This window comes from Pseudomonas vlassakiae (assembly GCF_014269035.2).
Taxonomy (GTDB): domain Bacteria; phylum Pseudomonadota; class Gammaproteobacteria; order Pseudomonadales; family Pseudomonadaceae; genus Aquipseudomonas; species Aquipseudomonas vlassakiae.
The window spans coordinates 1-16166 of the sequence record NZ_JABWRP020000006.1 but is presented as its reverse complement, the minus strand read 5'-3'; the positions used below and the strand labels follow the sequence as shown (position 1 = coordinate 16166).

Genomic DNA, 16166 nt, shown 5'->3' with positions numbered 1-16166 from the left:
CTATTGTCTTGCAAGAAAGCCAAAAATTGGCGAGACGGAGCCTCACCAAATTTAAGGGTACAAAAGTCTACGGAGGATCTTGCACCCAGTCAAGACGAGGCCCCGGCCCTCCTCGCCCGATCATCGGCAACATTTCATGTCAGCGATGGTCGTTCGAGGTTTGCCGGGGCCCTGCCCTGTACTTAGTTGCCGCTGGAGTTCAGCGCTTCGGTCAGTGCGGCTTCCACCTCACTGGCGCTCACACGCAGCGGTTTGTCGGCATCACGGCGACGCTTGCGCTCGCTGTGGTAGGCCAGACCAGTACCAGCCGGGATCAGACGACCCACGACCACGTTCTCTTTCAGGCCGCGCAGGTAGTCGCGCTTGCCGGTTACAGCCGCTTCGGTCAGTACGCGAGTGGTTTCCTGGAAGGAAGCCGCGGAGATGAACGATTCGGTCGACAGCGAGGCCTTGGTGATACCCAGCAGCACGCGGGTGTACTTGGAGACGAACTTGTCTTCCGCTGCCAGGCGCTCGTTTTCCATCAGCACCTGGGTCAGTTCCATCTGGTCGCCCTTGATGAAGCTGGAGTCACCCGACTCGGCGATCTCGACCTTGCGCAGCATCTGACGCAGGATGGTCTCGATGTGCTTGTCGTTGATCTTAACGCCTTGCAGACGGTAAACGTCCTGGATCTCGTTGACGATGTACTTCGCCAGCGCGCTCACACCCAGCAGACGCAGGATGTCGTGCGGATCGCTCGGGCCGTCGGAGATAACTTCGCCGCGGTTTACCTGTTCGCCTTCGAAGACGTTCAGGTGGCGCCACTTCGGAATCAGCTCTTCGTACGGCTCGCTGCCGTCGGTCGGAGTGATGACCAGACGACGCTTGCCCTTGGTCTCCTTGCCGAACGCGATGGTGCCGCTGACTTCAGCCAGAATCGAGGCTTCCTTCGGACGGCGCGCTTCGAACAGGTCGGCAACGCGTGGCAGACCACCGGTGATGTCACGGGTCTTCGACGTTTCCTGCGGAATACGCGCGATAACGTCACCAACACCGATCTGAGCACCGTCAGCCACACCCACGAGGGCGTTGGCCGGCAGGAAGTACTGGGCAGGTACGTCGGTACCTGGCAGGTACAGGTCCTTGCCAGCGGCGTCGACCATCTTGATTGCCGGACGGATTTCCTTGCCTGCGGCAGGGCGATCCTTGACGTCCATCACTTCAATGTTGGTCAAGCCGGTCAGCTCATCCGTCTGACGCTTGATGGTGATGTTCTCTTCCATGCCCACGAAGGTCACGGTACCTTTCAGCTCGGTAACGATCGGGTGGGTGTGCGGGTCCCACTTGGCGACGATGGCGCCAGCTTCGACCTTGTCACCTTCCTTGACCGAGATCACCGCACCGTAAGGCAGCTTGTAGCGCTCACGCTCACGACCGAATTCGTCGGCAATGGCCAGCTCGCCGGAACGCGATACGGCAACCAGGTTACCGTCGGCACGCTCAACCTGTTTCAGGTTGTGCAGGCGCACCATACCGCCGTTCTTCACCTGGACGCTGTCGGCAGCCGAGGTACGGCTTGCAGCACCACCGATGTGGAACGTACGCATGGTCAGCTGGGTACCCGGCTCACCGATCGACTGTGCAGCGATGACGCCGACAGCTTCACCGATGTTCACCTGATGACCACGAGCCAGGTCGCGACCGTAGCACTTGGCGCAGATACCGAAGCGGGTTTCGCAGTTGATCGGCGAACGCACGATCACTTCGTCGATGCTGTTCAGCTCGATGAACTCGACCCACTGCTCGTCGACCAGGGTACCGGCCGGAACGATGACGTCCTCGGTGCCTGGCTTGAACACGTCACGGGCAATGACACGGCCCAGTACACGCTCACCCAGCGGCTCGACCACGTCGCCGCCTTCGATGTGCGGGGTCATCAGCAGGCCCTGGTCGGTGCCGCAGTCGATCTCGGTCACGACCAAGTCTTGCGCAACGTCTACCAGACGACGAGTCAGGTAACCGGAGTTCGCAGTCTTCAGTGCGGTATCCGCCAGACCCTTACGAGCACCGTGGGTCGAGATGAAGTACTGGAGTACGCTCAGACCTTCACGGAAGTTCGCGGTGATCGGCGTCTCGATGATCGAGCCGTCCGGCTTGGCCATCAGGCCACGCATACCAGCCAGCTGACGGATCTGGGCTGCGGAACCCCGCGCACCCGAGTCAGCCATCATGTACATCGAGTTGAAGGACTCTTGGTCGACTTCGTTGCCATCGCGGTCGATGACCTTCTCTTTCGAGAGGTTGGCCATCATCGCCTTGGACACTTCGTCGTTCGCCTTCGACCACAAGTCGATGACCTTGTTGTACTTCTCGCCCTGGGTGACCAAGCCGGAAGCGTACTGGCTCTCGATTTCCTTCACTTCGTCGGTAGCGTTACCGATGATGCGGGCTTTCTCGTCCGGGATAACGAAGTCGTTAACACCGATGGAAACGCCGGAAATGGTCGAGTAGGCGAAACCGGTGTACATCAGCTGGTCAGCGAAGATAACGGTCTCTTTCAGACCAACCACGCGGTAGCACTGGTTGATCAGCTTGGAGATCGCCTTTTTCTTCATCGGCTGGTTGACCACGTCGTACGGCAGGCCTGCCGGTACAACCTGGAACAGCAGCGCACGGCCGACGGTGGTGTCGACGATGCGGGTATTCTTGACCACCGAACCGTCACGCTCTTTCACGGTTTCGTTGATACGAACCTTGATCTTCGCGTGCAGGGCAGCTTCGCCGGCGCGGAATACGCGGTCGACTTCCTGCAGGTCGGCAAATACGCGACCTTCGCCCTTGGCATTGATGGCTTCACGGGTCATGTAGTACAGACCCAGTACAACGTCCTGCGACGGAACGATGATTGGCTCACCGTTGGCTGGCGACAGGATGTTGTTGGTCGACATCATCAGCGCACGTGCTTCGAGCTGGGCTTCCAGCGTCAGCGGCACGTGGACGGCCATCTGGTCACCGTCGAAGTCGGCGTTGTACGCGGCGCAGACCAGCGGGTGCAGCTGGATGGCCTTACCTTCGATCAGTACCGGTTCGAATGCCTGGATACCCAGACGGTGCAGGGTCGGTGCACGGTTGAGCAGCACGGGGTGTTCGCGAATCACTTCGGCGAGAACGTCCCATACCTCTGGCAGCTCGCGCTCGACCATCTTCTTGGCAGCCTTGATGGTGGTCGCCAGACCACGCATTTCCAGCTTGCCGAAAATGAACGGCTTGAACAGCTCGAGGGCCATCTTCTTCGGCAGACCGCACTGGTGCAGACGCAGGGTCGGGCCTACGGTAATTACCGAACGGCCGGAGTAGTCCACACGCTTACCGAGCAAGTTCTGACGGAAGCGACCTTGCTTACCTTTGATCATGTCGGCCAGGGACTTCAGCGGACGCTTGTTCGAGCCAGTGATGGCGCGACCGCGACGGCCGTTGTCCAGCAGGGCGTCGACCGCTTCCTGCAGCATGCGCTTTTCGTTGCGCACGATGATGTCCGGCGCCGACAGATCGAGCAGGCGCTTCAGACGGTTGTTACGGTTGATCACCCGACGATACAGGTCGTTCAGGTCGGAGGTCGCGAAGCGGCCGCCATCCAGCGGTACCAGCGGACGCAGGTCCGGCGGCAGTACTGGCAGGACGGTCAGGACCATCCACTCAGGCAGGTTACCCGAGCCCTGGAACGCTTCCATCAGCTTCAGGCGCTTGGACAGCTTCTTGATCTTGGTTTCCGAGTTGGTCTGCGGAATCTCTTCACGCAGGCGGCCGATCTCGTGCTCCAGGTCGATGGCGTGCAGCAGCTCGCGGACAGCCTCGGCACCCATGCGGGCGTCGAAGTCGTCACCGAACTCTTCGAGCGCTTCGAAGTACTGCTCGTCGTTCAGCAGCTGGCCCTTCTCGAGGGTGGTCATGCCTGGGTCGATCACGACGTAGCTCTCGAAGTAGAGCACGCGCTCGATGTCACGCAGGGTCATGTCCATCAGCAGGCCGATACGGGACGGCAGCGACTTCAGGAACCAGATGTGGGCAACCGGCGAGGCCAGTTCGATGTGCGCCATGCGCTCACGACGAACCTTGGCCAGGGCAACTTCAACGCCGCACTTCTCGCAGATCACGCCACGGTGCTTGAGGCGCTTGTACTTGCCGCACAGGCACTCGTAGTCCTTGACTGGGCCAAAGATCTTGGCGCAGAACAGGCCGTCACGCTCAGGCTTGAACGTACGGTAGTTGATGGTTTCCGGCTTCTTAACTTCACCGAACGACCACGAACGGATCATTTCAGGCGACGCCAGACCGATGCGGATGGCGTCGAACTCTTCGACTTGACCCTGGTTTTTCAGCAAATTCAGTAGGTCTTTCAAGGCCTTTCCTCCTGGCGGAGCAGGGAGCGGGCATTACCTGCCCCACTCCCCTTCGCGTCACGTGTTATTCGGTTTCCAGATCGATATCGATACCGAGCGAACGGATCTCTTTGATCAACACGTTGAAGGACTCGGGCATGCCCGGCTCCATACGGTGATCGCCATCCACGATGTTCTTGTACATCTTGGTACGGCCGTTCACGTCGTCCGACTTCACTGTGAGCATTTCTTGCAGGGTGTATGCCGCGCCGTATGCTTCCAGCGCCCACACTTCCATCTCCCCGAAACGCTGACCACCGAACTGCGCCTTACCACCCAGCGGCTGCTGGGTAACCAGGCTGTAGGAACCAGTGGAACGCGCGTGCATCTTGTCGTCCACCAAGTGGTTCAGCTTGAGCATGTACATGTAACCAACGGTCACAGGACGCTCGAACTTGTTGCCGGTACGGCCGTCGAACAGCACCATCTGGCCGCTTTCTGGCAGGTCTGCCAGTTTCAGCATGGCCTTGATCTCACGCTCCTTGGCACCGTCGAAGACTGGAGTAGCCATTGGCACGCCTTTCTTCAGGTTGTTCGCCAGGGCGATGATCTCTTCGTCGGTGAACTCGTCCAGGTTCTCCTGACGACCACCGATCTCGTTGTAGATCTCGGTGAGGAAGGTGCGCAGTTCAGCGGCTTTACGCTGCTCTTCGATCATGCGGTCGATCTTCTCGCCCAGTCCTTTGGCCGCGAGGCCCAGGTGGGTTTCAAGGATCTGACCGACGTTCATACGCGAAGGTACACCCAGCGGGTTCAGTACCACGTCAACCGGAGTACCGTTGGCGTCGTGCGGCATGTCTTCTACCGGCATGATCACCGAGACGACACCCTTGTTACCGTGACGACCGGCCATCTTGTCACCCGGCTGGATGCGACGGCGGATTGCCAGGTAGACCTTGACGATCTTCAGTACGCCTGGAGCCAGGTCATCGCCCTGCTGCAGCTTGCGCTTCTTGTCTTCGAACTTGTCGTCCAGCAGACGGCGGCGGTCAACGATGTACTGCTGAGCCTTTTCCAGCTGCTCGTTCAGTGCATCTTCGGCCATGCGCAGTTTGAACCACTGGCCGTGCTCCAGACCGTCCAGGACTTCGTCGGTGATCACGGTGCCTTTCTTCAGGCCCGCGCCACCGTCGACCACTTGGCCGTTCAGGGCAGCACGCAGACGCTCGAAGGTTGCACCTTCGACGATGCGGAACTCTTCGTTGAGGTCCTTGCGGATCTCGTCCAGCTGCATCTTCTCGATGGACAGGGCGCGGCTGTCGCGCTCCACGCCATCACGGGTGAAGACCTGCACGTCGATGACGGTACCCTTGGTGCCGGTCGGCACACGCAGGGAGGTGTCCTTAACGTCGCTGGCCTTTTCACCGAAGATGGCGCGCAGCAGTTTTTCTTCCGGCGTCAGCTGGGTTTCGCCCTTAGGCGTGACCTTGCCAACCAGGATGTCGCCAGCGCCAACTTCGGCACCCACGTAGACGATACCGGCTTCGTCCAGCTTGTTCAGAGCGGCTTCACCCACGTTCGGGATGTCCGCAGTGATTTCCTCTGGGCCAAGCTTGGTGTCACGCGCCACACAGGTCAGTTCCTGGATGTGGATGGTGGTGAAGCGGTCTTCCTGAACCACACGCTCGGACAGGCAGATGGAGTCTTCGAAGTTGAAGCCGTTCCACGCCATGAACGCGATGCGCATGTTCTGGCCCAGCGCCAGTTCACCCATGTCGGTGGACGGGCCGTCAGCCATGATGTCGCCACGCTGGACCTTGTCACCTTTGCTCACCAGCGGACGCTGGTTGATGCAGGTGTTCTGGTTCGAACGGGTGTACTTGGTCAGGTTGTAGATATCCACACCTGCTTCACCGGTCTCGACTTCGTCGTCAGCAACACGAACGACGATACGGCTGGCGTCGACCGAGTCGATCACACCACCGCGGCGAGCAACCACGCAGACACCGGAGTCACGGGCAACGTTGCGCTCCATGCCGGTACCTACCAGCGGCTTGTCAGCACGCAGGGTCGGTACAGCTTGACGCTGCATGTTCGAACCCATCAACGCACGGTTGGCGTCGTCGTGCTCGAGGAACGGAATCAGCGACGCGGCAACGGAAACTACCTGCTTCGGCGAAACGTCCATCAGGGTAACGTCTTCCGGCGCCTTGACGGTGAATTCGTTCAGGTGACGGACCGCTACCAGCTCATCGATCAGCTGCTTCTTCTCGTTCATCGCAGCCGAAGCCTGAGCGATCACGTGATCCGCTTCTTCGATGGCCGACAGGAACACGATGTCATCGCTGACCACGCCTTCCTTCACCACACGGTACGGGCTTTCCAGGAAGCCATACTGGTTGGTGCGGGCATAGGCGGCCAGGGAGTTGATCAGACCGATGTTCGGACCTTCAGGGGTCTCGATCGGGCACACGCGACCGTAGTGGGTCGGGTGTACGTCACGGACTTCGAAGCCGGCGCGCTCACGGGTCAGACCACCAGGGCCGAGTGCAGAGACACGACGCTTGTGGGTGATCTCGGAGAGCGGGTTGTTCTGGTCCATGAACTGCGAGAGCTGGCTGGAACCGAAGAACTCCTTCACCGCCGCCGCTACCGGCTTGGCGTTGATCAGGTCCTGCGGCATCAGGCCTTCGCTTTCGGCCATCGACAGACGTTCCTTGACCGCACGCTCAACACGTACCAGGCCAACGCGGAACTGGTTCTCGGCCATCTCGCCAACGCAACGAACGCGGCGGTTACCCAGGTGGTCGATGTCGTCGACGATGCCTTTGCCGTTACGGATATCGACCAGGGTCTTCAGAACCTCGACGATGTCTTCTTTGCTCAGCACGCCCGAACCTTCGATCTCGGTACGACCGATGCGACGGTTGAACTTCATGCGGCCGACGGCAGACAGGTCGTAACGCTCGGCGCTGAAGAACAGGTTGTTGAACAGGGTCTCGGCAGCATCCTTGGTCGGCGGCTCGCCTGGACGCATCATGCGGTAGATCTCGACCAAAGCTTCCAGCTGGTTGCTGGTGGTGTCGATCTTCAGGGTATCCGAGATGAACGGACCGCAATCGATGTCGTTGGTGTACAGGGTCTCGATGCGGACAACCTGAGCCTTGGCGATCTTGATCAGCAGCTCGGTGGTCAGCTCGGTGTTGCACTCGGCCAGGATCTCGCCGGTAGCCGGATGAACGATGGCTTTGGCGGTGGTGCGACCGAGGACGTATTCCATCGGCACGTCCAGCTGGTTGACGCCAGCCTTCTCGAGCTGATTGACGTGACGCGCAGTGATGCGACGACCCTGCTCGACAATGACCTTGCCAGCGCCGTCATGGATGTCCATGACCGCGACTTCACCACGCAGACGCTGAGGTACCAGTTCCAGGCTCAGCTTCTCGCCCGAAATGTGGAACACGTTGGTGGTGTAGAAGGTGTTGAGTACTTCTTCCGTGCTGTAGCCCAGCGCGCGCAGCAGCACCGAGGCCGGCAGTTTGCGGCGACGGTCGATACGCACGAACACGCAGTCTTTCGGGTCGAACTCGAAGTCCAGCCACGAACCGCGGTAAGGGATGATGCGAGCGGAGTACAGCAGCTTGCCGGAGCTGTGCGTCTTGCCACGGTCGTGGTCGAAGAACACACCAGGCGAACGGTGCAGCTGGGAAACGATTACTCGTTCGGTACCGTTGATAACGAAGGTACCGTTCTCAGTCATCAGGGGGATTTCACCCATGTAGACTTCTTGCTCTTTGATGTCCTTGATCGCTTTGTTCGACGATTCCTTGTCGAAGATGATCAGGCGCACCTTGACCCGCAGTGGGACCGCGAAGGTCACGCCACGCAGGACACATTCCTTCACATCGAAGGCGGGATCGCCCAGGCGGTAGCCTACGTACTCCAGGGCAGCATTGCCGGAGTAGCTGATGATCGGGAATACCGACTTGAAGGCCGCGTGCAGGCCGACGTCACGGAACTGATCCTTGGATGCTCCCGCTTGCAGGAATTCGCGATACGAATCCAGCTGGATGGCCAGAAGATATGGCACATCCATGACGTCCGGCAACTTGCTAAAGTCCTTGCGGATACGTTTTTTCTCAGTGTATGAGTAAGCCATCAGCGTTCCCCAGCTTGGTCACCTGCTTGTTTGGCTTCTCCCGGCGGGAGCAGCCAGAAAATCGTGCAAACCCCTTGGTTTGCGCACCCACATGGGTGTCTTGCAGCGTGTTATCGGGGCCGGCTTGACCAGCCACCAATAACGGAAAAAGGCCGGTGGCATAAGCCACCAGCCATCAGCCTTTCGCTCAACGCTCAGGCTGGCATCGCAAAGTCGAAATTACTTCAGCTCGACTTTAGCGCCTGCTTCTTCCAGCTTCTTCTTAGCGTCTTCAGCGGCTTCTTTCGAAACGCCTTCAGCTACAACCTGAGGAGCGCCGTCGACTTTCTCTTTGGCTTCTTTCAGGCCCAGACCGGTCAGTTCGCGAACGGCTTTGATCACGTTCACTTTCTTGTCGCCGGCTTCAACCAGAACAACGTTGAACTCGGTCTGCTCTTCAACAGCGGCAGCGGCGGTAGCTGGGCCAGCGGCAACAGCGGCAGCAGCGGTAACGCCGAAGGTTTCTTCCATCGCTTTGATCAGTTCAACAATTTCCAGAACGGTTTTCTGGCCGATCGCTTCGATGATTTGCTCGTTAGTCAGAGACATGACTTAAATCCTGTATTGGGGTGACAGCCTACGCAGCCATCAAATTAAACGTATGATTTTGAAAGAGTTGCGCGTGCCTTAGGCAGCAGCAGCTTCTTTCTGGTCGCGCAGAGCTGCCAGGGTACGAGCCAGCTTGCTGGTTGCACCTTGGATTACGCTCATCAGCTGTGCGATAGCCTCGTCGCGAGTTGGCAGGGTTGCCAGCACGTCGATCTGGTTAGCGGCAAGGAACTTGCCGTCAAACGCAGCTGCCTTGATCTCGAACTTGTCCTGACCCTTGGCGAACTCTTTGAACAGACGAGCGGCAGCGCCCGGGTGTTCGTTGGAGAAAGCAATCAGGGTCGGGCCTTTGAACGCGTCGTTGAGGATCGAGAATTCGGTGCCTTCAACAGCGCGCTTGAGCAGCGTGTTACGTACGACACGTACGTATACGCCAGCTTCGCGGGCCTCTTTACGGAGTCCGGTCATTGCGCCTACAGTCACACCACGGGCATCGGCCACGACAGCGGACAGAGCGACTTTGGCAGCCTCGTTGACTTCAGCGACGATGGCCTTCTTGTCTTCGAGTTTAATTGCCACGGGTTTACTCCTGGTTTTTACCGTTTCATCTGGCCGGAGCCGGATGTCGTTTTGGTGTCTGATTCGGTAAACGAATCGGGAGCACCATCTGCGTGGGCTGGGGTTTTAAGGCTCGCGCCGCCTACGGTCTTGGATAGCCCCCGCCAGGCAGGGACCCCAATTTTTACTGGTGGCGCGACAGGTCGCGCCACCATGTTCTTACACGTTCAGCGAGCTCTGATCGATGATCAGACCTGGGCCCATGGTGGTGCTCAGGGTAACGCGCTTGACGTAGATACCTTTCGAAGAGGCCGGCTTGATACGCTTCAGATCAGCGATCAGGGCTTCAACGTTTTCCTTCAGCTTGTCAGCTTCGAAGCCGATCTTGCCAACGGAGGTGTGGATGATACCGTTTTTGTCGGTACGGTAGCGAACCTGACCAGCCTTGGCGTTTTTGACAGCGCCGGCTACGTCTGGGGTCACGGTACCCACTTTCGGGTTAGGCATCAGGCCGCGAGGACCCAGAACCTGACCCAGCTGACCTACAACGCGCATGGCATCAGGCGATGCGATGACGACGTCATAGTTCAGGTCGCCGCCTTTCATTTCGGCAGCCAGATCGTCCATACCTACGCGGTCAGCGCCGGCAGCCAGAGCGGCTTCAGCAGCTGGACCCTGGGTGAAGACAGCAACACGTACGGTCTTGCCAGTGCCGTGTGGCAGCACGGTAGCGCTACGAACGACCTGGTCGGATTTACGCGGGTCAACACCGAGGTTGACGGCGATGTCGTAGGATTCTACGAACTTGGCAGCCGGCAGCGAAGCGAGCAGAGTTGCGGCTTCTTCGAAGTTGTAGGCCTTGCCTGCTTCGATTTTCTCGGCGATTGCCTTTTGGCGCTTGGTCAGCTTAGCCATTACACACCCTCCACGTTCAGGCCCATGCTGCGGGCAGAGCCAGCGATGGTGCGTACAGCTGCGTCCAGGTCAGCGGCGGTCAGATCAGCCTGTTTAGCCTTGGCGATATCTTCCAGCTGAGCACGGGTAACGGTACCGACTTTAACGGTGTTCGGGCGAGCCGAACCACTGGTCAGGCCAGCAGCTTTCTTCAGCAGAACCGAGGCAGGGGTGCTCTTGGTCTCGAAGGTGAAGCTACGGTCGCTGTAGACAGTGATGATCACTGGAGTCGGCAGGCCGGCTTCTTGACCCTGAGTACGGGCGTTGAAGGCCTTGCAGAACTCCATGATGTTCACACCGTGTTGGCCCAGAGCTGGACCGACGGGTGGGCTTGGGTTGGCCTGGCCGGCCTTAACTTGCAGCTTGATGTAAGCCTGAATCTTCTTAGCCATGAGCTACTCCAAAATCGGGTACGAACGCCTGATGGCTCCCCGGATGACTTGCGTTTTATCCCAGTGACGACAAAACCCCGCAGCACACAGGGCTGCGGGGTATGGGATGCTTCGTCCGCCTAGACCTTTTCGACCTGGCTGAACTCGAGCTCCACCGGAGTAGAGCGACCGAAAATGAGCACCGCGACCTGCAGGCGACTCTTTTCGTAGTTAACCTCTTCGACACTACCATTGAAGTCAGCGAACGGACCGTCAATGACTCGAACCACTTCACCCGGCTCGAACAGCGTCTTCGGCTTCGGCTTGTCACTACCGTCGGCAACGCGACGCAGGATAGCTTCAGCTTCTTTATCGGTAATCGGTGCAGGCTTGTCTGCAGTACCACCGATAAAGCCCATCACACGAGGGGTATCCTTGACCAAGTGCCAGGTCCCTTCGTTCATCTCCATCTGGACCAATACATAGCCAGGGAAGAATTTGCGCTCACTTTTGCGCTTCTGGCCATTGCGCATTTCAACGACTTCTTCGGTCGGGACCAGGATCTCGCCGAAACCGTCTTCCATGCCTGCCAGCTTCACGCGCTCGATCAGAGAGCGCATTACATGCTTCTCGTAACCCGAGTAAGCATGCACAACATACCAACGCTTAGCCACGGGACACCTTTAGCCAACGATCAGGGAGACCGCCCAGCCGAGCAGGGAATCAAGACCCCACAGCAGCAGTGCCATAACCAGCACGACAGCCACAACAATCAGCGTGGTCTGGGTGGTTTCCTGGCGGGTCGGCCACACGACTTTACGGATCTCGGTACGAGCTTCCTTCGCCAGCGCAAAGAACGACTTACCCTTCGCAGTCTGCAGAGCTACAAAGCCTGCGACAGCAGCCAGGGCGAGAAGTGCAAGGACGCGATACAGGATCGGAGAGGCGGAGTAATACTGATTACCCACGACACCAACAACCACCAAAGCCACTACAGCCAGCCACTTGAACAGATCAAAACGCGATTCTTGGGCTTCAGTTTTGGGGGTCATCGAGGAGGATCCTGTAAGAAGAAAGCCATCACACCGAGGTGAAATGGCAGGTCAGGAGGGAATCGAACCCCCAACCTACGGTTTTGGAGACCGTCGCTCTGCCAATTGAGCTACTGACCTGTAACGCTGTATCAGGCCGGCCATTATACCGGCCTGATCAAGTAAATCAACTACTTATTCAATAATTTTTGCTACGACGCCGGCGCCGACGGTACGACCGCCTTCACGGATAGCGAAGCGCAGACCGTCTTCCATTGCGATGGTCTTGATCAGGGTAACAGTCATCTGAATGTTGTCACCTGGCATTACCATTTCAACTCCTTCCGGCAGCTCGCAGTTACCGGTCACGTCAGTGGTACGGAAGTAGAACTGAGGACGGTAGCCTTTGAAGAACGGAGTGTGACGACCGCCTTCTTCCTTCGACAGGACGTAGACTTCTGCGGTGAACTTGGTGTGCGGCTTGACCGAACCTGGCTTGACCAGAACCTGACCACGCTCAACGTCGTCACGCTTGGTACCACGTAGCAGAACGCCGCAGTTCTCGCCAGCACGACCTTCGTCCAGCAGCTTGCGGAACATCTCGACACCGGTGCAGGTGGTGGTGGAGGTGTCACGCAGACCAACGATTTCCAGCGGATCCTGAACGCGGACGATACCACGCTCGATACGGCCGGTAACAACGGTACCACGACCCGAGATCGAGAATACGTCTTCGATTGGCATCAGGAATGGCTGGTCGATGGCACGAACTGGCTCAGGGATGTAGGCATCCAGAGTTTCTACCAGCTTCTTGACAGCGGTAGTGCCCATTTCGTTGTCGTCTTTGCCTTCCAGAGCCATACGAGCCGAACCGATGATGATCGGAGTGTCGTCGCCTGGGAAGTCGTAGGTGGACAGCAGGTCGCGAACTTCCATCTCGACCAGTTCCAGCAGCTCAGCGTCGTCTACCAGGTCAGCCTTGTTCAGGAAGACCACGATGTACGGAACGCCTACCTGACGGGACAGCAGGATGTGCTCACGGGTTTGTGGCATCGGACCATCGGCGGCCGAGCAAACCAGGATCGCGCCGTCCATCTGGGCAGCACCGGTGATCATGTTCTTCACGTAGTCAGCGTGACCTGGGCAGTCAACGTGAGCGTAGTGACGAATGTTCGAGTTGTACTCGACGTGAGCGGTGTTGATGGTGATACCGCGTGCTTTTTCTTCTGGAGCCGAGTCGATCTTGTCGAACTCAACGACCGCCGAACCGAAAACTTCGGAGCAGACGCGAGTCAGAGCTGCGGTCAGAGTGGTCTTACCGTGGTCAACGTGGCCGATAGTGCCGACGTTAACGTGGGGAAGGGAACGATCAAACTTTTCCTTAGCCATCGATACAATCCTCCGCAGAAGAAAATAGTCTTACGCTGATAAAACAAAGGCAGATATTTTCATATCTGCCTTGTTTATATGGAGCTCTTGAGCGGACTTGAACCGCTGACCTCACCCTTACCAAGGGTGTGCTCTACCAACTGAGCTACAAGAGCGAAACACTTTGCGCAAAATCCAGCAAACTTGGAGCGGGTAGCGGGAATCGAACCCGCATCATCAGCTTGGAAGGCTGAGGTTCTACCACTAAACTATACCCGCGGAGCTTGCGGCTCTCGCTAAAACTGGTGGAGGGAGAAGGATTCGAACCTTCGAAGCTCTCGCAACGGATTTACAGTCCGTCCCCTTTGACCGCTCGGGAATCCCTCCAGATGTGGCCGGCATTCTATTTGTCTGCCGTCCCAGTGTCAAGCTTTTTTTCAAATTTTTTCAATCAAATCTGAAACTTAGCTGCTTTGACACTCGCTTCCAGTTCTGCCACCTGAGTGGTGTTCCCTGTGAAGCGGGCGCCATTCTATCAAGCTATTCACCAGTTGCAATACCCTGGCAGAAAATAATTTTATGTTTTAAGTCTTTGAAATCGTTGGAAAGAGTCTCGAGAACGGTTTGATCCAGCAAACGCTCGCTTTCCGGGGAAATCTTGAGCCAGGAACCTTCAGCGCCAGGCAGCTGGCCAGACACCGGCACAGCATTGATATCCAGGCTCAGCAGGCGCTGTCGCAGCGCATCGAGTTGATCGCGAGCCATCAGTCCACCGACCACCAGACATTCATCGCGTCGCCGGGCCGGTGCAGATGCGCCAGTCTCCTTGAGCAGACGGATCTCTTGCTGATTTCCTTTGTACAACGACAACGGCGCGACGTCCTTCGCCTTCAGCGGGGCTTCCTGTTGGTGCCAGACGTAATAGAAGACGTTAAGCACCAGCAACAGCAGAAACAACCAACGCATAAGCACCTCAGTCCAGTGGACAGGCCATGGCCAGACCGACAAATACCAGGTCAGGGACTACCCTGCCCTGCGGCGCCGCCTCTCGTACCAGCGGCGCATCCCCTCCCGTCAGGAACACCGTGAAGTCTTCACCCCACAAAGCCCGCGCCTGCTCGAGCTGCGTGCGGGCAAAACCCTGCAGCATCAATACACAACCGCGCTCTACCGCTTCGACTGTGGAGCGCCCTGGCGCAAGGCTGCTCAATGCCCGCTCAGCCGAAGCGTCGTCGTAGCGAATACGGCGGGTATGCGTACGCAGTTGGCTGCGCATGAGTGGCATACCTGGGCAGATGTAGCCACCCAGGTGTTCGCCATCGGCCGATACAAAGTCGGCTTTGGCCGCTGTGCCCAGATCAATGACCAGGCAGGCGCCCTTGGCGAGATGGAACGCACCCAATGCCGCGAGCCAGCGATCCATGCCGAGGCGCTGGTAATCGTCATAGCCATTGCGCACACCTGCCATTTCTTGTGCAGGCTCTGCAACCCGAGCAACCACTGCAAAAGCCTTGGCGATCAGTGCGCAGAGGGCAGCGGTTTCATCCTCGCTACGCACACTGACGATTCGACAACCGGTAAGACGCAATGATTGCAGGGCCGCAACCTCGTCTACCAGCGCCTGGTCCGAATCGACAATGCCACCACCGACAATGGTGGCGTCGGCAGCATGAATGACACGCCACTTGATGAAGCTGTTACCGCAATCGAGCTCAAGAATCATCACGCAACCTCAAACTGAGCTCACCACCACTGAAGCTCTTTTCCACACCGTCGACTTCAAGGCGCAATCCGCCCTGCCCGTCCACCCCCAGCACGACACCATCGATACGGGTGGCACCGGCGATCAGCGATACATTACGCCCCTGCCACAGGTGCGACTGCTCCCACTCTTCCTGGAATGCCGCAAAACCGTAGCGCCGATGACGGGCCAATTCATGTTGCAGTTGCCGGCTGAGCATGGCCACCAGGCGATTGCGATCAATTGTCACTCCAACCTCACGTCGCATCGAGGTCCACTGTTGATCGACCTGCTCATTGACCTGCATGTTCACGTTGACGCCGATGCCAAGTACCACATGGCAGACGTCTGCTGGATCGCCCACTAGCTCAAGAAGAATACCGGTGATCTTCTGCCCGCGAACCAGGACATCGTTGGGCCACTTCAACCCCACGTCCTTTACACCAAACGCCTGCAGCGTGCGCATCACGGCCAATCCGACCACCAGACTGAGCCCCTCCAACTGACGCATGCCACCATCTACGCGCAAAACCAGGCTGTAATAGAGGTTTTCTGCGAATGGACTTATCCACATGCGCCCTCGCCGGCCACGCCCAGCGCTTTGACGCTCGGCCAGGACCAGGAATGGCGCTGGCTGTCCTTCACTGGCAAGCCGCAGGCCTTCGGCGTTGGTCGAATCGATTGTTTCGTGGATGAAAACGGGCCAGCGCTCACCCTCGGTAAGCTCAGCGATCGCCTGCGCATCAAGCAAGCTCAGCGGCGCAACCAACTGGTAACCACGCCCTCGAACTTTATGAATGGTGAGGTTCAGCTCACTTTCCAGGTGTTGCAGCTGCTTCCAAACGGCGCTGCGACTCACCCCGAGGGCTGCCCCCAAGGCTTCTCCGGAATGGAACCGGCCATCCTTGAGGAGATTCAACAACTTCAGCATGCCAGTCTCAACTTGGAATAAGGCTGGCATGATAGCTAGGGGTCGTTGGCTTGCATAGGAAAAGGGCTGCGCATGGCTGCGACAAAGGCCTGTATTGAGCCCAG

Annotated in this window: 12 protein-coding genes and 4 tRNA genes; all 16 read right to left on the bottom strand. The window is 58.1% G+C overall.

Going from position 1 to position 16166, the window contains the following annotated elements:
• Window positions 1–182 precede the first annotated feature (182 nt).
• Window positions 183–4382: a DNA-directed RNA polymerase subunit beta' gene (gene rpoC, locus HU738_RS09615; RefSeq protein ID WP_176510300.1), complete on the bottom strand. Its 4200-nt coding sequence runs from the start codon at window positions 4380–4382 to the stop codon at window positions 183–185.
• A 64-nt stretch (window positions 4383–4446) separates the two neighbouring features.
• Window positions 4447–8520, bottom strand: coding sequence for a DNA-directed RNA polymerase subunit beta (gene rpoB, locus HU738_RS09610; protein WP_054887146.1), 4074 nt, complete (start codon window positions 8518–8520; stop codon window positions 4447–4449).
• Window positions 8521–8739: 219 nt separating this feature from the next.
• Complete coding sequence (gene rplL / locus HU738_RS09605) at window positions 8740–9108, bottom strand: 50S ribosomal protein L7/L12 (RefSeq protein ID WP_054887147.1); 369 nt, start codon at window positions 9106–9108, stop codon at window positions 8740–8742.
• A gap of 78 nt (window positions 9109–9186) precedes the next feature.
• Window positions 9187–9687: a 50S ribosomal protein L10 gene (gene rplJ, locus HU738_RS09600; protein WP_003257082.1), complete on the bottom strand. Its 501-nt coding sequence runs from the start codon at window positions 9685–9687 to the stop codon at window positions 9187–9189.
• Between the two features lie 198 nt (window positions 9688–9885).
• Complete coding sequence (rplA, locus tag HU738_RS09595; protein ID WP_027919361.1) at window positions 9886–10581, bottom strand: 50S ribosomal protein L1; 696 nt, start codon at window positions 10579–10581, stop codon at window positions 9886–9888.
• Window positions 10581–11012 carry a 50S ribosomal protein L11 gene (rplK, locus tag HU738_RS09590; RefSeq protein WP_003255500.1) on the bottom strand — a complete coding sequence of 144 codons (432 nt, stop codon included), beginning with the start codon at window positions 11010–11012 and terminating at the stop codon, window positions 10581–10583. Before rplK ends, rplA begins: the two co-directional genes overlap by 1 nt.
• Window positions 11013–11131: 119 nt before the next feature.
• A complete protein-coding gene (gene nusG, locus HU738_RS09585; protein ID WP_003255501.1) occupies window positions 11132–11665 on the bottom strand; it encodes a transcription termination/antitermination protein NusG in 534 nt (177 codons plus the stop codon).
• 9 nt (window positions 11666–11674) lie between these two features.
• A complete protein-coding gene (gene secE / locus HU738_RS09580; RefSeq protein WP_008089117.1) occupies window positions 11675–12043 on the bottom strand; it encodes a preprotein translocase subunit SecE in 369 nt (122 codons plus the stop codon).
• A gap of 44 nt (window positions 12044–12087) precedes the next feature.
• Window positions 12088–12163 (bottom strand) — tRNA-Trp (locus HU738_RS09575).
• 54 nt (window positions 12164–12217) lie between these two features.
• Window positions 12218–13411: an elongation factor Tu gene (gene tuf, locus HU738_RS09570; protein ID WP_054881963.1), complete on the bottom strand. Its 1194-nt coding sequence runs from the start codon at window positions 13409–13411 to the stop codon at window positions 12218–12220.
• A 79-nt stretch (window positions 13412–13490) separates the two neighbouring features.
• A tRNA-Thr gene (locus tag HU738_RS09565) sits at window positions 13491–13566 on the bottom strand.
• A 29-nt stretch (window positions 13567–13595) separates the two neighbouring features.
• A tRNA-Gly gene (locus tag HU738_RS09560) sits at window positions 13596–13669 on the bottom strand.
• A 24-nt stretch (window positions 13670–13693) separates the two neighbouring features.
• Window positions 13694–13777 (bottom strand) — tRNA-Tyr (locus HU738_RS09555).
• A 153-nt stretch (window positions 13778–13930) separates the two neighbouring features.
• Window positions 13931–14356 (bottom strand): hypothetical protein, encoded by a 426-nt coding sequence (locus tag HU738_RS09550; protein WP_186603317.1) that lies wholly within the window; start codon window positions 14354–14356, stop codon window positions 13931–13933.
• A 7-nt stretch (window positions 14357–14363) separates the two neighbouring features.
• Window positions 14364–15113 carry a pantothenate kinase gene (locus HU738_RS09545; RefSeq protein WP_186603315.1) on the bottom strand — a complete coding sequence of 250 codons (750 nt, stop codon included), beginning with the start codon at window positions 15111–15113 and terminating at the stop codon, window positions 14364–14366.
• A complete protein-coding gene (gene birA, locus HU738_RS09540) occupies window positions 15103–16062 on the bottom strand; it encodes a bifunctional biotin--[acetyl-CoA-carboxylase] ligase/biotin operon repressor BirA (protein ID WP_186603313.1) in 960 nt (319 codons plus the stop codon). The genes HU738_RS09545 and birA overlap by 11 nt, the downstream gene beginning before the upstream one ends.
• Window positions 16063–16166 lie beyond the last annotated feature (104 nt).